This window comes from Peribacillus sp. GL_122, assembly GCF_057835005.1.
The window spans coordinates 3,066,587-3,084,725 of the sequence record NZ_CM174415.1; the positions used below are offsets into that span (position 1 = coordinate 3,066,587).

At 35.7% G+C, this 18,139-nt stretch carries 14 protein-coding genes and 1 pseudogene; 7 read left to right on the forward strand and 8 right to left on the reverse strand.

All coding sequences use genetic code 11. From position 1 onward, the window contains the following. The first annotated feature begins 212 nt into the window (after positions 1-212). From AC3ISB_RS14745 to AC3ISB_RS14755, 3 genes are all read left to right on the forward strand, one after another. A complete protein-coding gene (locus tag AC3ISB_RS14745; protein WP_489273628.1) occupies positions 213-1,238 on the forward strand; it encodes an SDR family NAD(P)-dependent oxidoreductase in 1,026 nt (341 codons plus the stop codon). After that, the gene (locus AC3ISB_RS14750; protein ID WP_480339523.1) at positions 1,235-1,891 is read left to right on the forward strand and encodes an acetyltransferase; all 657 of its coding nucleotides are present in this window, start codon (positions 1,235-1,237) and stop codon (positions 1,889-1,891) included. The genes AC3ISB_RS14745 and AC3ISB_RS14750 overlap by 4 nt, the downstream gene beginning before the upstream one ends. A gap of 141 nt (positions 1,892-2,032) precedes the next feature. After that, on the forward strand, positions 2,033-2,398 hold the full coding sequence (locus AC3ISB_RS14755) for a hypothetical protein (RefSeq protein WP_098369580.1): 366 nt from the start codon (positions 2,033-2,035) through the stop codon (positions 2,396-2,398). A 781-nt stretch (positions 2,399-3,179) separates the two neighbouring features. Here AC3ISB_RS14755 and AC3ISB_RS14760 read toward each other — a convergent pair. From AC3ISB_RS14760 to AC3ISB_RS14790, 7 genes and pseudogenes are all read right to left on the reverse strand, one after another. Beyond that, positions 3,180-4,184 (reverse strand): NAD-dependent epimerase, encoded by a 1,005-nt coding sequence (locus tag AC3ISB_RS14760; protein WP_480339522.1) that lies wholly within the window; start codon positions 4,182-4,184, stop codon positions 3,180-3,182. Between the two features lie 418 nt (positions 4,185-4,602). Beyond that, positions 4,603-5,784 (reverse strand): hypothetical protein, encoded by a 1,182-nt coding sequence (locus tag AC3ISB_RS14765; protein ID WP_141994398.1) that lies wholly within the window; start codon positions 5,782-5,784, stop codon positions 4,603-4,605. Beyond that, the gene (locus AC3ISB_RS14770) at positions 5,771-7,420 is read right to left on the reverse strand and encodes a glycosyltransferase (RefSeq protein ID WP_489273629.1); all 1,650 of its coding nucleotides are present in this window, start codon (positions 7,418-7,420) and stop codon (positions 5,771-5,773) included. The genes AC3ISB_RS14765 and AC3ISB_RS14770 overlap by 14 nt, the downstream gene beginning before the upstream one ends. A 409-nt stretch (positions 7,421-7,829) precedes the next feature. Continuing rightward, positions 7,830-9,149: a UDP-glucose dehydrogenase family protein gene (locus AC3ISB_RS14775; RefSeq protein WP_489276940.1), complete on the reverse strand. Its 1,320-nt coding sequence runs from the start codon at positions 9,147-9,149 to the stop codon at positions 7,830-7,832. A gap of 1 nt (position 9,150) precedes the next feature. Further along, complete coding sequence (galU, locus tag AC3ISB_RS14780; RefSeq protein ID WP_061463341.1) at positions 9,151-10,056, reverse strand: UTP--glucose-1-phosphate uridylyltransferase GalU; 906 nt, start codon at positions 10,054-10,056, stop codon at positions 9,151-9,153. 951 nt (positions 10,057-11,007) lie between these two features. Continuing rightward, positions 11,008-12,212: pseudogene (locus AC3ISB_RS14785) on the reverse strand (IS3 family transposase). A 213-nt stretch (positions 12,213-12,425) separates the two neighbouring features. Beyond that, entirely contained in the window at positions 12,426-13,022 is a 597-nt protein-coding gene (locus AC3ISB_RS14790) for a serine/threonine protein kinase (protein ID WP_144553412.1), read from the reverse strand. A gap of 327 nt (positions 13,023-13,349) precedes the next feature. Here AC3ISB_RS14790 and AC3ISB_RS14795 point away from each other — a divergent pair, with 327 nt between their 5' ends. From AC3ISB_RS14795 to AC3ISB_RS14805, 3 genes are all read left to right on the forward strand, one after another. Beyond that, a complete protein-coding gene (locus AC3ISB_RS14795) occupies positions 13,350-13,823 on the forward strand; it encodes an NUDIX hydrolase (RefSeq protein WP_489273630.1) in 474 nt (157 codons plus the stop codon). Next, positions 13,823-14,911 carry a glycosyltransferase gene (locus AC3ISB_RS14800; RefSeq protein ID WP_489273631.1) on the forward strand — a complete coding sequence of 363 codons (1,089 nt, stop codon included), beginning with the start codon at positions 13,823-13,825 and terminating at the stop codon, positions 14,909-14,911. Before AC3ISB_RS14795 ends, AC3ISB_RS14800 begins: the two co-directional genes overlap by 1 nt. 567 nt (positions 14,912-15,478) lie before the next feature. Continuing rightward, a complete protein-coding gene (locus AC3ISB_RS14805) occupies positions 15,479-16,267 on the forward strand; it encodes a HipA family kinase (RefSeq protein ID WP_489273632.1) in 789 nt (262 codons plus the stop codon). Here the strand turns inward: AC3ISB_RS14805 and AC3ISB_RS14810 are convergent. Beyond that, positions 16,199-16,720: a kinase gene (locus tag AC3ISB_RS14810; protein WP_141994405.1), complete on the reverse strand. Its 522-nt coding sequence runs from the start codon at positions 16,718-16,720 to the stop codon at positions 16,199-16,201. The genes AC3ISB_RS14805 and AC3ISB_RS14810 overlap by 69 nt on opposite strands. A 610-nt stretch (positions 16,721-17,330) precedes the next feature. On the opposite strand from AC3ISB_RS14810, the gene AC3ISB_RS14815 reads away from it, so the two are divergent. Next, positions 17,331-17,975 carry a 2OG-Fe(II) oxygenase gene (locus tag AC3ISB_RS14815; protein ID WP_141994406.1) on the forward strand — a complete coding sequence of 215 codons (645 nt, stop codon included), beginning with the start codon at positions 17,331-17,333 and terminating at the stop codon, positions 17,973-17,975. Positions 17,976-18,139: the final 164 nt, after the last annotated feature.

Below are 18,139 nucleotides of genomic sequence, written 5' to 3' on the forward strand. Positions count from 1 at the left end.
GCTTTGCCTCCATTCGATATTTCTCATAAAATACTTTACCCAAGGAAAATATTATCATTCCAACATTATTCTTCAATTAAAAGGAGCTTTCCAAATCTTTTCTAGTTTTACTTGTAAAATGTTTGAATTCACTAACGCCTTTTGTTATAGATCTACATAATATGATTAATGATAATTTTTACCAATTCTTATTAATTAGGAGGTTTTATATTTTGCAGGGTTCTTTTTTAAATATTAATCCTGATCTATATGATCATTATCAAGATAAAGTCATTCTCATTACTGGCGGCACTGGTTCAATTGGCAGTCAAATTGTAATGGAACTAGTCAAATATTCTCCTAAAAAAATCATTATTTATAGTAAAGACGATAGCAAACAATATTTAATGAAAAAAAGAATGAAAGAATTTAATAACATTTATTATATACTAGGGGATATTCGCGATTTCCAGAGAGTGGAATATGTATCACGTGGGGTAGATTATATTTTTCATACTGCTGCATTGAAACAGGTACCTATATGCGAAGAAAATCCAGATGAGGCCATAAAAACAAACCTTTTAGGGAGTCTAAATATTATTGAAGCTGCCATAAATAATGGAGTAAAGAAAGTTATAAATATTAGTACTGATAAGGCAGTCAACCCGACAAACACCATGGGGGTAACAAAACTTTTAGCAGAAAAATTATTTAAGCAGGCTAATTTAAAATTAAATAATCACCATACAAAGTTCTCTTCTGTTCGTTTTGGGAATGTTCTCGGCTCACGCGGTTCTGTCTTTCCTCTCCTATTTGAACAGCTTATGAATCAAGAGCCCTTGACCATTACCGACCTTGGAATGACACGTTTTTTTATGTCTATCAAAGAAGCAGTTCTACTTACTATTAAGGCAGGCGCTTATGCTGAGGGCGAAGAAATATACATTCTTAAAATGAAAGCTTTAATGCTTTCAGATCTAGTAGTTGGTTTAAAAGAGTATTCAAAACAAAAACAGGTAAAAGAACCTGAAGTGCAAATTATTGGAATAAGACAAGGAGAAAAATTATACGAAGAATTGGTACTGGAATCGGAACTTGAAAATTTGTATGAAAACGAAGAGATGTATGTAATTTCGCCTAACTCCCCCGATACAACCCTATTCAAAAAATTATACTTATCTGATTATCGATCAGATAAAGTTAATCTAATTACTCAGAAGGAAGTTCTCCAAATACTCAAGGATCTTGACCGAACATGAAGTGGGGAATAATCGGGACAGGAGGTCACAGCAAAGTAGTTCTTGAAGCCATTAAATCCTTCGGTCATTATGTTCAGGTTACTTGTTTTTCAAAAGCACTTCCTAATCATCCCTTTTTCCTTCCATATCCGATCGTATTAGATGAAGAAAAAATGATTCATTTGCATGAAAATACTATTGATAGTTGGCATGTAGCGATTGGAGATATTTCCATCAGGGAAAAAAAGCTAGAACAGTTAGAACAAAAAAAACTAATCATTTCTTCTATTATTCACAAGAACTCTATTGTTAGCCCTTCTGCAACTATAGATGAAGGTACCTTTGTAAATGCAGGTGCAGTAGTTAATGCGTCTACAAGAATTGGTAGAGGCTGTATTATCAATACCTCTGCAAGCATTGATCACGATTGTATGATAGGTGATTTTGTAAATATTGGACCAGGTTCCCGTTTAGCAGGTCATGTTTCAGTTGGAACAAAAACTGAAATAGGAACTGGGGTTTCTGTGGCACCACATGTAAAAATAGGAAAAGGCTGTATAATCGGGATAGGTTCTGTGGTAGTAAAAAACATACCAGACTTCAGCTTGGCTTATGGTGTTCCAGCTCAAGTAATAAAACTTTTAGAGGACAAACAGTGTAAGAAAACCATATAGATTTAATCTTGCTTAACTTAATCTATATAAATATTAACCATTTTTCTCAAATTCCACTATTTATCCATAACAATCATTCCAATTATTTCATATAAATAATTGATGAAAGTCAAATTTTTGCTAAAAAAAGGGGATTAAGATATGTCAGTACTATACTCAACAGGTCCTGTTGAAAACATGAATGGTGACGGTTCCTTAGACCCATCATTTACGTTGGACAAGCTTTTTTATACTCTCGTAGTAAACATTCTAAATAATAATGAAAGAAAGAGTACCGGAATAATAATAGAAGTCTACGATGTAGATGGTCTAAAAACCAGAGTAGGACGGTATAAGGGTGAAGTAGAGGAACAATATGGTTACACTTCTGAATTAGACGTATCTGAATTAAACCGTTTTGAAATTCAAATTGAGCTACGCAAAGACGATGTCCTCGCATCTGTGACCGGGAAAAATGCTTTAGGAGAAATTATAAGAGAACTGCCGTTAACACGCATAAAATCATAAAAAGCTACTTTAATCATCGTGTTTATGCAAGCTAACATAACTGGTTTTTACTGTGGCTTGCTTTTTTTAGATTATATGAATTGCAGACTTAAATGCGACACCTAGAAAAAAAGCCCTACTTGCCTCTTGTAAAATAGAAGTTACCACACAACTTTTTACATGGAGGACGAGTATGAACTTACCACATTTGAGCGTGGACAACTAGAAGTGCTCCATACACTAGGGCATTCTACAAGAGGAAATTAGTGCTGTTCTTAATCGTCATCATTCCTGTTTTGAGCGTGAGTATCCATAAATATAAGCGCTATATATAATATAACAGCTAGGAAGCTCAAGAGCAGTATGCTGAGCGCCGTAAAACTTGAAAACCCTTTGGAAAGTATTCTTTAGACTTAGCCAAACAGATTCCAAAGTAGGATCATACACGGTAACCTGAACTAATTCAATTTCCTAACAGAGTAATTATCTTTTTAAACAAATTATTACTGGCTTTATCACGGGAAGTTATTACCATACTGAGTCATTAATGATATCGCGCCAAAATCCAAGAGAGACCCGGGCAGTTTTAATGTTGGCACCTCCATCTAAAAATGCCCAAAGGAAGTAAAAACACTTGAAATATTTGGTCATTGGAAACTAGATTCATTACCTCCTCTTTTGTTATCATTAACAAAGTTGACGTGATTGATATTTTTTAATCTTACTGACTGAAGCAGAGATTCCATCATTATTTTTTATCCACTAATATCCCACTTAGTAAAATTCACTACTTCTTTTTTCCTTATTTATTGTACTTATTGTACCAATTTACAAAATGAGTTAAACCTTCTTCTATTGTTGTTGAAGGATAGAACCCCACATCAGCATGCAAATCGGCAATATCTGCATATGTCTCCTTAACATCTCCCTGTTGCATTGGTAAGAATTCTATTTTTGCCTTTTTGCCAATTAGTTTCTCTAATGTGTTAATGAAATCCATTAATTTTATGGGCTTATTGTTACCGATATTATAAATTTTGTATGGGGCATAACTTGAACTTGAATCAGGATTAGCTCTATCCCATCCAATATTACAAACCGGTGGTTTATCAAGTAATCGGATTATTCCTTCAACAATATCATCAATATAAGTAAAGTCTCTTCTCATATTCCCATTATTAAAAACCTTTATTGTATTCTCTTCAATAATATTTTTAGTAAAAGAGTAATAAGCCATATCAGGTCTCCCCCATGGACCATACACCGTAAAGAAACGGAGTCCAGTAGTTGGAATATTATATAAATGACTATAAGTATGAGCCATTAATTCATTAGACTTTTTAGTGGCAGCATATAAACTTACTGGATGATCCACTGGGTCTTTGGTTGAGAAGGGGATATTAATATTTGCTCCATATACAGAACTTGAGGATGCATAAATTAAGTGCTTTACATTATTTTGTCGACAGACCTCTAAGATATTTACAAACCCAACTAGGTTGGAATTAACATAAGAATCCGGGTTGTCTATGCTATAACGTACTCCAGCCTGAGCTGCTAAGTTGATGACTATATCAATGGTTCTGTCTTTAAATAATTGATTTAATTTTTCTTTATTCAATAAATCCATTTTATGGAATTCGAAATCAGGGTTTTCTTCTAATATCTTGAGTCGATTGTTCTTTAAAGAGACATCATAATAATCATTAATATTGTCTACTCCTATAACATTGATATCTTGGGCTAACAAACGTTTTGTTAAATGGAAACCAATGAAACCTGCAGCCCCTGTTACTATAATGTTCATAGTATTGATTTCAATCCTTTCTATACAATAGGATTTTGACACCTTTCTGGAACACTGAGTAAGCATCCGTATTTATATATATTGATACTTTCGATCCTTTACAATAACAGAACAGTGTTCATGATGACGGATATAAAGAGGAAGCAAACTCAAAATCTTCATGGGGGAGAGACTTACGTTTTATTCGTAATCCACCAATGACATGATATCCTTTTTCGCTTTAAGCCTTATGAGTTTTCCACTCTTATACCCGCTGTGAACTAGCACCTACGAATGAAGTTTAAGCTAAAACGATCTCGGAAACCGTTGAATGCAAAATCACCATAGATTTTGATATGCTCATTTTTGTGATAACTAAAACTTCAAAAATTAGGAGTAATACCTTTTTAATTTTTTCGTTAGGATTCAGTTGATTCAGTTACATAAGCGTATTTTCATTTTCATCTAATGGGATTGGTGTTTTTGTCCATTCAGCATACGTACCAGGGTCTATCGCCTTCACTTGTTTTAGAAAAGAATCTAAAAAATTTCTTTCTCGCAGGTCTTTAAATAACTCGAGAGGTCTTTTTTGTTCACGTGAAAACGAGTACACATGGTCGACTAATTTAAAACCATTCCTGGTTATAATAATATGCCGTAATGGGGCATCAATTTGCTTAAAACCTGATTTTTCCATTGTTTTTAATATATAGAGTAAACGTTTTGTTATGTCCTCAGAAAGTACAGATTGTTTTTTAAGAAACGTATTTAAATCTGGTCCTAATAGATATTCCATTAAAATATAATTTGGTCCTGTTTCAAAGACTTTCGGGATAAAAGGCAAGTCTTGACTTGATAAAAGAACCATTTTTTCCTGATTTGCATGTTCAGTTTTTCCGTAAAGTTTTACGCATGTGTCTTCAGACACTCGATAAACAGCACCTTGATGCCCTTTTCCAATGAGTGTTTGTGTTATAGCGCTATCCACTTTTACTCCATTCCCTGACCCTCCTGAGAGGACGGGAATGTTTCTAAAGTCCAAACTATTTTGATTGAAATAATCCTCCCACTCATTGAAGGTGTCCGGTTCGAGCTTTTTCACTTGGGCTAAGAACGAATCCTTTAAAAGGATTATTTTTAAATCTCTTAATAATTTTAATGGTACAGGATGCATTCTTTTAAAGGAATTTACATGGTCAATCACCTTAAGTTCCTCATTCCCAACGACAAAAATATGGCGTAGGGGAGCATCTATCATGGTGAATTTTGCTTGTTTTAATTCCCTTAATATATAGAGAAGTTTCTTTACTATAGAATCAGGGATATACGTACAATTTCTCAGGTATTCTTTTAAGGTTGGAGCATTAAAATATTCCATGACTATATAGTTTGGTCCTGTATCATATACCAAAGGCATAAAGGGTAGATTTTTTCCAGCATTAAGAGCTTCATCCTCCATTTTCGCTTGTACCGGGTCTGAATAGATTTTTACACATTTATCTTCTGAAAGTTTAAATACTGCACCTTGAGCACCCATTCCAATCAGCGAATAGGTTGTGGGATTATGAATTTCCAAAGATTTTTCACCTTTGGTTACAGTAATGGTTTTAAAATTCTCCATGATCTCCTCCTAACTGCTCATCCATCGACTTCTGTTGAAACTGTTGAATTTTATTAAGGGCTTTTTTAACTTTTTCGGATTTTTGAGCCTTATTTTTATTTTTACGAGATGCTATTGTTTCCTCATTTCCTTTAGTCTTTTGTTGAATCTTTGCTTTTTTGTCTTTTTTATTAGATGCTTCATGTTTATCTTTGACTTTATCTTTAGTCTGCTGCTTAAGCTGCTTAAGCTGCTGAAGCTGCTGAAGCTTTGGAAGCTGTGAAAGCTGTTGAAGCTGTGGAAGCTGTGGAAGCTGTTGAAGCTGTTGAAGCTGCTGAAGCTGTTGAAGCCGTGGAAGCTGTTGAAGCTGTTGAAGCTCTCGATGCTCTTGATGCTTTTGATGCTCTTGATGCTCTTGATGCTCTTGATGCTCTTGATGCTGTTGCATATAAATAAGGGCTTTTCTGGCTAAACCGGCTTTTTTTCTAGGCGCTATTGTTTCGCCATCATACTTATCTTGCTGTTGAGGCTTTGTAGTCTCCTTAAGGGTTTTTTTATCTATTTGGCGAGGTGTTACTGAATTTTGTTTACTTACTTTATAAGGGGCTAAAAGTTCATCATAAAATTCAGCTTGTTGTTGAAGCTGTTGGACGAGGTTAAAGTTTTGTTCGATTTTTTGACGAGCCACTACTGTATATGTTTCCCATAATTCTCTGTTAGTTAGCATAAATTCAAGAGCATCTGCCAGTTCATCTACATTATTTTCTTGTACTAAAACACCCTCTTTGTTATTTGTTATTAATTCAGGGATGCCGGCATGATTGGTCGAAATCACTGGTACCCCAATCGCCATAGCTTCTTTTAATGTATTAGGTATACCTTCTACATCTCCATCGGCGGCTTCTAGGCTCGCGGCGCAAAATAAATCTGCATTGGTCAATTGTTCTCGTACTTGATCTTTAGGTAGATGATTTAATAAATGAAAAGAGTCTCCTAAATTAAGTTGATTTGCCAAAGAAATGAGATATTCTTCAAGCTCCCCTCTTCCGATGATCGTCAGGGTTGCATTTGGAAATTTATCTTTGATTTTTTGAAAAGCTTGCATTAAGATGTGATGTCCTTTTTTTTCCACCAACCTACCGATGGATAAAATGTTTTGAGAGCCCCCTTTATGTGGAGTCCGGTATTTGAATTCGTTAAGGTCAACGCCACCATATAACACTCTAATTTTTTCTGATGGACAACCCCAAGCAATTAACCTATCTGCTAAATACTGACAAACTGGAAAAAAACGCTCACCTCGATCAAATAGCATTTTCATGTTATCTAGATAGCCAATGGGCTGATTAGCTAGGGTTGCATCCCTGCCTCGAATACTTGTTACCAACGGAAGGTTTGTTCCTTCTTTAAAAGGAAGTAATAACATCCCTAATTGACCATGGTGAGCATGTAAGAGGGAGATATCATTTCTTTTCACATATTCTTTTGGTGAGAAAATTTCATTGAGATAATGAACTTTCTCATTCAAAAGGGAAAGATCTATCATATATTTAGGTTGTCGTACCATATGAATATAATCATAATCAGGAACTTCTCGAATCTGTGGGATATATTGGGTCTGATCAACTCTTAAATTCAAATGCATAACTGTGTGCAAATTAATGTTCTCCTTTCTAGCATAGTAAGCAAATTTCCTGGACCTTTTCAAGTATATTATGCAGGACTCTATAAGTACGCATGGACTAATAACATACAGTAAAGCTAAATGGCAGTGAGTATGCGTTTACTTAATGTAAAGGTGAGTTAAGTAAGTGCTATGACACAAGAGTATTTGCAAACAATGATACTAATAATTGACGTTTTTCTATGGTTCTAATGGTCGATGAAGATTTTTCTTTTATTTAAAGAAATAAAAAAAAAGCACCTAAGAACTATATCAAAGGTGCTGCATTGCCAGTTTGCCCGCCTATAGAATAACAACTCCCTCTTTGAATGGTTAAGTTAACCTAATATATGGCTTTAAAAAATCATGTTCTCGTTAATAAAGTGTTAGAAAAAGTTTCGTTTTATGTCATACCAATAACAATTGCTGGCCTTCCTATTGGATAATATTCAATTTTCTTGCAAGCTCTGATTCGATTTTCTTCAAGACAATTTCTACCATCAAAAACAATCGGTTGTTTCATTGTGTTCATCAATGTCTCCAGATCTAAATGTCTAAACTCATTCCATTCGGTAACAATAAATACAGCATCCGCATCCACTGTCGCTTCGCGAACTGAGCTGGCAAATCTAATTGTATCCCCTAATATGTTCTTCGCATTATTTATTGCAACCGGATCATAAGCTACCACTTCTGCTCCAAGTTTGGTTAATGAACGCGCAATTTTTATTGATGGTGCTTCCCTCATATCGTCTGTCTCTGGCTTGAAAGCAAGACCAAGCATTGCAACCTTTTTCCCTTTTAAATCCCCCAAGCGATTTATCGCTTTCGTTACAAGGAGTTCCTGCTGATAATCATTAATCGCTACTGTTTCTTTTAACAAGGAAAAATGTACTCCATTTAACTTGGCAGTATGAAGCAACGCTTTAACATCCTTTGGAAAACAAGATCCTCCATAACCAATACCGGGCTGTAAAAAAGCTTCTCCAATCCTTTTATCTTTTCCCATTCCCTTTGCTACATCTTTAACATCTGCACCTACTACTCCGCATAAATTGGCAACTTCATTGATAAAGCTAATCTTAGTCGCCAAAAAGGCATTAGAAGCATACTTAATCATTTCCGCACTTCTAATACTTGTTAATATAAATGGTACATTTAACGGACGATACATTTCTTGTACTTTCTTAGCCGCCTCGTCATTTTCAGAACCAATGATGATTCGATCTGCTTGCATCGTATCCATAACAGCTGACCCTTGTCTTAAAAATTCAGGATTTGAAACCATATTGAAGGTGATCCTTTTGTTACAAAGTTCTTCCATAATTTTTTTAATAAAATCATTCGTACCAACTGGTACAGTACTCTTTATAACGACTACTGAACTCTGTACTAGGTTCGCAGCAATATCCTTCGCGGCTTGCACAATATACGATAAATCTGCTCCCCCATCCTCCATTTGCGGTGTTCCTACGGCAATGATGATAATCTCGGCACCATTTAGCGCTTCTCGATGAGATGTTGTAAATAGCAGTCTACCCGCTGCAGCATTTTGAGCAAGCAAATTCTCCAGACCCGGTTCATATATTGGAGAAATTCCTTGACGTAGACTTTTAATTTTCTTGTCATCTGTATCGATACAAATGACACTATGCCCTATTTCTGACAAACAAACACCAGTGGAAAGCCCGACATAACCTGTACCCAAAACAGCAATTTTCATATTATTCAAGCTCTCTCTTTATAATCTGAAGGTTTTCTTTCTTATTTACATCCCTTAAATAGGAAAGTACCTCGTCTCTTATATCATCCCTGCGCAAAGCAAAGTCTATTGTTGCCTTAATAAATCCAACTTTATCACCAATATCATATCGGTTTCCCTCAAAATTATATGCTAATACTGCCTGCTGCTTATTTAGCTCATTTATGGCATCAGTAAGTTGTAATTCATTACCATGTCCAACCGGAAGCATTGACATTGTTTCAAAAATCTCAGGTCTAAAAACATAACGCCCCATTATCGCATATCTGGAAGGAGCCTCTTCCCTTTTCGGTTTTTCCACCAAAGAATCAATATGAAAAAGGTTAGGCTCAATCATTGTCCCTTTTGGCTTAATAATTCCATATTTACTGACATCCTTTTCCGGTACATTCTGAACAGCTACGACGGAACTGTTGCAATACTCAAAAACACTGATGATTTGTTTCAGACAGGGTGTTTCAGACATAACGATGTCATCCCCTAACAAAACAGCAAAAGGTTCATTTCCAATGAAGCTTTTAGCACAGAGAATTGCATGTCCTAGCCCCATCGGTTCCTTTTGGCGGACATAATAGATATTTGCCAAACTAGATATTTTCTGAACTTCCTCTAAAATATCTAGCTGGTTTTTTCTTAAAAGTGCATCTTCCAACTCATAGGATTTATCAAAATGATCCTCTATTGATCTTTTTCCTCTACCGATTATGATAATAATTTCCTCTATACCTGAAGCTACTGCTTCTTCAACAATATATTGAATCGTTGGTTTATCAACAATCGGCAGCATTTCCTTAGCCTGAGCTTTTGTTGCAGGCAAAAATCGGGTTCCGAGGCCTGCGGCCGGAATAATAGCCTTTCGGATTTTCATAAGCTGCCTCCCTTTTGTCATTCATTAATCCTTTATATGCAATAGGACAACTTTCGGTCTAGTTAGAAGCCCAATTAGTCCTTTTTTTATTTAACAGGGACTAGTAGGCTATACATGTAAGAATCCCAATCTGGCTGTGGCCGAGCCTCGCAACCTATCGGTTACGTGCCAAATTAAAAACTTCATTACACTTTTTATGCAATGGAGTTACCATGGTTTTCGTGTAATGGTCGGTAAACGGTTTGGATAAACCACTGGATGTACATTTGTAGAACAGGATTGGGCAATACTGTGAAACCGGCCTCCGTGTCGGGGACCTTGCTCCGACTAACCACGCAACAGATCCTGGAACTCAAAGGCAAAAAAAACAAGATCTCCGGGTCAAGGAAGGCAAAAATGAAAAAATCCGCGATATGTAAATCGCGAATTGCTTTCAGGAGGTCTGTTGCTATGCCAAAAACGTCCAGAGTCCCTACTATTTATTCCCGTCCAGAAAGGGAGGCCTAACTCAGGCCTACAGGCAGTTAAATTAGGCTGCAGAGTTTGCTGGCGTGGAGTATGTCAGAAATCATACCTTATGAAAGACATTTGGCTATTGGTTTTACAAAGCCACGAAGGATATTACCATGCTGCAACAGATCCTGCATCATTCCTATCCTTCTGTCACCCTACGCTACATGGGTATTACCGAAGAAGAAACAATGTACTAAAAACATTTAGCGTTTTCATTATTAAAAAATAAAAATGACGCATTCAAAACGTTCGTAGTTTTACGAACATTAAAAATGGCTGTCTCAGGAAAAAACGCCACCGTTCGCGAACGTGTACTTTTATGAACGGGAGTAAATTTCGAAAATTTTATAGTCTAAGAGAATTCCAACCTAAAAAGTCGAACTCCTTTACGTGAACTGACCCCATAAAGTTAGACAGGTAATCTCGTTAGGCAGCTTGTTAGACATGAGCTCGGTATTGTATACCGGGCTCATGCCTTTTAATATTGCCTTGATTCGATTGTGATTATAGTATTCTATATATTTTGCTAGTTCTTGTTTAAAGTGTTCCACACTTTAAAATTCTTTTAGACAAAGAAGTTCCGATTTCATGATACCAAAGAAATTTTCCATTACAGATTTTATCGTAACAATCCCCTTTGCGAGACATACTTTGCGTAATGCCACGCTCCCTAAGGGCATTACAGTATTGTTTCATTTGATAATGCCAGCCTTGATCTGAATGAATAAGGAGAGTATCGTCGTCTGTTAACCGTTCAAATGCTTGATCTAACATCGTTGATATGAGTGACTAGTGTTGGTCATAAACCGATTGTATACGTAATGATTTCTCCATTAAATAAGTCCAATATCGGCGATAAATATAGCTTTTCTCCAAATAATTTAAACTCTGTAATATCCGTAACCCATTTCTCATTTGGTTTTTCAGCTTTGAAATTGCGATTTAAAATATTTCGTGTAATCTTGTCCACAGTCCATTTGTAAGAGCGGTATTTTTTCATACGGACAAGACATTTTAGCACTAGTTCTTTCATGATACGCTGTACCTTTTGTGGTTTACTTTGTGTCCGCGATTTTTAAATTCATCACGAATACACCGGTAACCAAACCGACCCTCATGTTCATCGAAAACAGATAATCAATACTTTCAGTTCTGCATCTGGATTAGGACGACCGAAGTTTTTTACCCAATAGTAATACGTGCTACGATAAATGTTTGCCAGCTGTATAAGTGCTTTCACCGGTAATGCATTCCTTAATTCATAGACTACTTGTGCTTTGTCTTGTTTGGTGATTTTTCCTTGTTTTGAACTATAGGCATTCTCCATACGTAAACGTTCATTCTCCGCCTGTAAAGCCTCTATTGATCCTTCATCCGGTACTTGAGTACTTGATGTCTTATTTTTTCATGGATGGACGCCCCGTGTTCGTTCATATAATTGAGTACATCTAGTTTAAACTTTGCGGGGTAGGGTGTATAGCGTTTTTCAAAAGCATCTAAACCAAAAAGTTCAAATTGTTTAATCCACTGATGGAGTAAACTCGGATGAACACCAATAGATTTAGCAATTGTTTTTCCTCCCTCATTACCATCTATATATTGTCTTACTGCCTGTATTTTTTCTCTGAAGAAAATCTCGCCATAAAAAAACTGCACCTCCAATTGTAAGTTGTGTCTAACAATTGGGGTGCAGTTCAACGTTAAGGAATCGACTCTTTTAGATTTTCCTGCTTGTACAACATAATTGGTTTTGTGAGGAATTCATCATAAATTTTTTTGACGTATGCCATACTTGAACCGGTTAGAGCCTTTGCTGAAGCCATCTGCCCATATTGTCATCCTAACGGGTAGGTTTCCTATATCGCATTGAAATCGATATTTTTCTGCCAGTCTTCATATGATTCAGGATCGATTTTCTTTGCTTGTTCCAGGAATGTATCCAATAACCCCAATTTCTTTAGATCACGAAACATCTTCGGATTATATGGATCATTCATTGTGAGACCATCTGAATGATCGATTGCTTTCAGCACATTCCCCTCTGTTACAACAAAATGTCCGATTGAGGTCTTGATTCTAATAAATCCAACTCTCTTTAGTTCCTTTCGAATCATTATGATTTGTTCTGTAAACGATTCGGGAATATCTTTCGTTTTTTTCAAATAATCTCTTAAATTGGGACCTTTTAAATATTCCATGATTACATAGTTTGGTCCGACTTCATATAACCTCGGAACAATTTGAGTTTCTTTCGCTGCTTCAAGTGCTTTCCCCTCTTTAGTTGCTGCATTTGGATTGACATAAATTTTTACGCAAAGATCTTCATCAAGCTGAAAAACTGCACCTTGACTTCCTTCCCCAATTAGTTTTAACGTGGTTGGATTATGAATAATAAGTTCTTTTTTACCGTTCTTTTCTATTCTTTCAACCTTTATTAATTTAAAATCATCCATCTAATCTTGCACCTCTTTTCTTCTTTTTAATAACCATAACCTATAATATGAAATCATCGATTAGTTGCTTTAGGTAAATAACACTTTTTCACAAAATTAAGTCATACCCTCTTTTACTGGGTTCTTAAGGACGAGAAGGACCTATTAGCAATTGGTGCATAATTCTCTTAAGGAAATCTTTTCCCAGCATTTCTTCAGTGTCTTATGCTCATACACATACAATTAAGAAATTTACAAAAAACATACAAATATATGTACTTGTCCGTTTCGAATCTTTTCTATTTTGCATTTACTATAAAAGAGTAAAAACCAGAAAGGAGACTTGTGATGGGATACATTGAAGATTTACGTGCTCTCGTTGGGACTAGAGCTTTGATCCTTACGGGGGTCACCGTTTTGGTTATCGATCAGAACAGCCGTTTTCTGATGGTACAATCCGATAATATGTGGAAATTTCCAGGCGGCTTTATTGAATTAGGAGAATCTGCGGAAGAGGCATGCAGACGTGAAATTTTGGAGGAAACAGGGATTAACATTGGCAACCTTCAATTAATTGGCGTTTTTTCAGGGAAGGACTATTTTACGAAGCTTCCTAATGGTGATGAATACTTTCCAGTCAATATTGCTTACGTGACCAAAGAAATACTCAGCGGAGATTTAAAACCTGATGATTTAGAAATACAAAAGGTACAATTTTTTAAATGGTCCGCTTTTCCGAAAGATTTAACTGAACGAGATCGACAAATATTTCAAAGTTTTATCGAAAATTTGATTTTAGAGGGAAGGAAGGGATTGAAATAGTGAAGACAATCGCTTTTTACATTAGAGAGCCTATTAAAATAAATCAAGGATTTATGTACAATCAGATCATTATGTTGGATCAATATCGGCCTATTGTAATAGGACCTTACCCAAATAGCGACAATGTTCAATTTCAGTTTGAACATTATTATAATTTGAACGAAATTCAAGACCTTGGTACCTTCCTTAAGGAGCAAAATGTCGTCGCGATTCACGCTCATCAAGGGAAACATTCCACCGATATTTTACCAATAGCTTTAGAGTATGATATTCCTTTGATTGTACATTTTCGGGGACGTGATTCATCCACTCAAACATATAAGAGATTTCGCAAAAATGTACTCCGATATCAAAATTTAGTAAAACATGGAGCTGGTTGTTTTGCTGTTTGCCATTTTCTTGCAGATGAATTAAAAAAATTAGGATTTAAAGAAGATAAAATACATGTATTATATGGCGGTCTAGATTTAGATTTATACCCATATGTCCAACGTTCCCTACCTAAGGGAGGTGAAATTCGAATCTTGTCTGTAGCCAGGCTTGTCGCGAAAAAAGGATTTTTTACGCTTTTGAAGGCTTTTCAACGGATTCATCAGGAATACCCAAGAACGACACTGCACATCATTGGGACAGGTGAAGATGAAGAGAAGCTAAGAGTTTTCATTGATGAAAACCAATTAAACGAACACGTTTTTCTTAGGGGGCCAATGGATTCTAACCAAATTTCTAAGGAATTAAGAGATTCCCATCTCTTTTGCCTTGCCAGTGAAACGGGCGAAGATGGCGATGTAGAAGGAATCCCAAATGCATTAAAAGAAGCCATGGCAAGCGGTTTACCAGTCATCTCCACCTTTCATGGAGGAATCCCGGAATTGATTGAGCATAAAAAAACAGGATACCTTGTTCCTGAGAAAGATGATATAAAATTGGCTCAAGGTATAAAATATTTCCTGAACCATCCAAGAGTATGGAAGAGATATACCAGAAGTGCAAGACAGGTTATTGATGAAAATTTTGATTTAAAAAAACAAATCATCGAACAACAAAGGCTATACAGCTTAATGGAAAAAAATAACGGAGTTAATTGACATAGTCAAAGTAAATGATTATGTGCTCAGTAAATTAGCGATGTTCCTTCACTCCTTTTGTTCCCCTCGGACTAGTATATATCCCAGATGAATTCATAAAAGTACTCCTAAATCACATTCTAAAAAATACAAATTCAGTTCAGAATGACAATACGCGAGATTGGACCATAATCATTTACATTGAAGTACAGGAAGCCGGCAATTATGTCCATTTGATTGATCATGGAACATGTTTGGGTGGATATCATTGGTCTGAAAAAATGCTTACCCAGAATCTGAAATACGATATCCCTTACCATGAAACTAACCGATGGGGCTCCTCTATGCTAAAAAAATTGTCCCATCCAAACGAATCAACTATGAAGTTACCCAAACCATCCCTGTAGATGGTGGGGTCCCGAAGGAGTAAAGTGAAGCGCTGTACAAATTTCTTTTAGAACAAAAAAGTCATTTACCGAATCTTATAACCAATTTCATTGAACAATGCAAAAGCAATATGGTTAATAAAAAAGATAAGGTAAAAAAGATATAGAGCTAGACAAATCTTTTTAAAGGAGACAAAGTGATATGACAAAATATCCAGTTCAATATGTACAAACATTAAGGGGCGGAACAGCTCATGTCATTCTTTTCAGCGATGGTAAAGAATATGTCGTGAAGTGGTTCGGTATTAATAAAGGTAGAGAAAAAGAAGTGGTCAATGAATACCTGATCGGCAAATTGGCAGAGCTGCTTTCACTTCCCGTTATCCCATTTGATCTTGTATATATACCAGAAGAATTTATCAAGAAAACTCCTGAATTACAATCCACTAAACACAACTATAGTTCTGGATACCAATATGGCTGTGTTTTTATTAAAAACAGTACAGTTTTCGAAAATGTTAGAGGAAATCCTCCCACTAAGACGGATGTTAAAAACCGCGATATGCTAGCCGGTATAACGGTATTCGACCAATGGGTAAATAACTCTGATCGAGGTACGATGAATGTCATTTTGGAAAATCTCAGTGATGGTGGCTATTATGTCCATATGATTGATCATGGCAGAGTTTTTCCGGGACGTTACCAATGGTCAGCTCAAACGCTGAGAGAAACACCGGTATATAACTACCATTGGCCATTTTATAAATGGACCTTCTCTCTTCTCGATGATCACACAGAGCTTACATCGTATATAGAAAAAATAGTGAATTTGCCGAACAAATCGATTTTCCAAGTGATTGAATCAATCCCAAAAGAGTGGAATGTGAGTACGGAGGATAGAGATGCTCTCTACAAGTTTCTTTTAGACCAGAAAATTAAATTGCCAGATATCGTTGATCGTATCATCCAGCATCATAGCAATCCAAGATAACGCTGGTTTTTTCCCCAGAAAAAAGTAACTCCTTATTAGCTTTAAAGGAGTTACTTTTTTTATCTGTAAATCTTTCCATTCCATATAGGACTCGGGATCCATTTCTTTTAACTCTTCCAAGAACAATGGTAATAGACCCAACTTTTTTAAACCTTTGAATATCGACTCTGGCCTGTTTCGATTCCTTGTATAGGAGCTATAATGATCAATTACTTTTAATTCCTCATCCTTAGTTACAATAATGTGGCGCAAATAGGCATCCATTCTGATAAACTTTAAACGCTCCATTTCTTTAAGCGCAAAAAGAATTTGCCTCATCAATTTTCCGGATAGGATCCCTCCAAATTCTAAATATTGGAATATAGTTGACCCCTCAAGATATTCCATAATAATATAGTTTTTCCCCACCTCATAAAGCCGTGGAATAGTGGAAGACTCTTGTGCAATTTTCAATACATCCCCCTCTTTAATGGCATATTCTGGTTTTTACAAATTTTCACACATTTGTCTGAAGAGATTTTTAAAACGGCACCTTGCGACCCCTTACCATTCAGCGGAAACGAAGTTGGATTTTTTATTACATCACCTTTTTAATCCCTTCAGTAACACTGAAAGATTTAAAGTCCTCCGCTTTCGTTCACTTCCTTCACATTTCCTATCATACATTTCTTTTTCTCTTTATCTCTTTTTCTCTAAGTTTCTTGAACGGCTTATTACAAAATGAAATATGTTCCTTTTTTGAAAAGTCCTTCTATAATTGATGAAGAAGGACATAAATTCACGTATGAATTTTGGTGAAAATACACACATGAATATCTTTACAAAGTGACTTGGGCAGATTGTGAGCTTTCTATATTTTATGTAAATGATTAGAGTTTGCCATAATCAAGCGCCAGGTCACCAGTAATTTTTACTGGTCCACCTCATAATCGGTGCACTGTTAGCAAGAACTAAGAAACAGTTATATAACAAGGTTCATGGTATAATTAACATAGTAAAACGCTTACTGTGGCAATTCAAACTAATTGTTCGGAAAATTCATTCTATTAGGAGTCGATGAAAGTTGACGGTGGAAAATAAAATAAGTAAAGAACAAACTATTTTTAATCATATTGGAAATAAAATCAAAACGGAAGATCGAGAAATTAATGTAATTGCTAGATTAGATGAACCACTAATTGTAATATTAGGGAATGTTTTGAGTGACGAAGAATGTGACGGACTTATTGAATTGTCAAAAGACAGAATGAATCGTTCCAAAATTGGAGTTAAGCACGAAGTAAATGAGATAAGAACGAGCAGTAGTATGTTTTTTCAAGAAAATGAATATGAAATCATTACCAAAATCGAAAAAAGGATTTCAACAATCATGAATATACCCATTGAACATGGAGATGGTATTCAAATTCTTAAATATACTCCTGGGCAAGAATATAAAGCTCATTTTGATTTTTTTACATCCTCAAGTATAGCAGCAAAAAATAATAGAATTAGCACAATCATCATGTACTTAAATGATGTGGAGCATGGGGGAGAAACTTTTTTTCCTAAACTGAATTTTTCAGTGTCCCCGCGAAAGGGAATGGCTGTGTATTTCGAATACTTCTACAACGACAAAAATCTAAACGAACTAACTCTACACGCTGGAGCACCCGTTATCACTGGTGAAAAATGGGTTGCAACACAATGGATGAGGAGACAAAAATAGTCTGCAGCTTGATAATGTTTAAACGATTGACTTTAAAAGTCTTAATTTTAGGTGCCTTTGTTCATTAGGCACCTATTTGTTCATTAGGATTCTGTTTATTAAAAATGGCCAAACGATGAAATCAAAAAAAGAATGATCAATAGTCTAAATTAACACTGGTTGGT

Coding starts and splice junctions, on each gene's coding strand:
- AC3ISB_RS14760 (WP_480339522.1), bottom strand. CDS start 4,184: ATGAACATTATAGTAACAGGGGCTGCAGGTTTCATTGGTTTCCATTTA.
- AC3ISB_RS14790 (WP_144553412.1), bottom strand. CDS start 13,022: ATGGATGATTTTAAATTAATAAAGGTTGAAAGAATAGAAAAGAACGGT.
- AC3ISB_RS14775 (WP_489276940.1), bottom strand. CDS start 9,149: ATGAAAATTGCTGTTTTGGGTACAGGTTATGTCGGGCTTTCCACTGGT.
- AC3ISB_RS14805 (WP_489273632.1), top strand. CDS start 15,479: ATGACAAAATATCCAGTTCAATATGTACAAACATTAAGGGGCGGAACA.
- galU (WP_061463341.1), bottom strand. CDS start 10,056: ATGAAAATCCGAAAGGCTATTATTCCGGCCGCAGGCCTCGGAACCCGA.
- AC3ISB_RS14795 (WP_489273630.1), top strand. CDS start 13,350: ATGGGATACATTGAAGATTTACGTGCTCTCGTTGGGACTAGAGCTTTG.
- AC3ISB_RS14750 (WP_480339523.1), top strand. CDS start 1,235: ATGAAGTGGGGAATAATCGGGACAGGAGGTCACAGCAAAGTAGTTCTT.
- AC3ISB_RS14765 (WP_141994398.1), bottom strand. CDS start 5,784: ATGGAGAATTTTAAAACCATTACTGTAACCAAAGGTGAAAAATCTTTG.
- AC3ISB_RS14755 (WP_098369580.1), top strand. CDS start 2,033: ATGTCAGTACTATACTCAACAGGTCCTGTTGAAAACATGAATGGTGAC.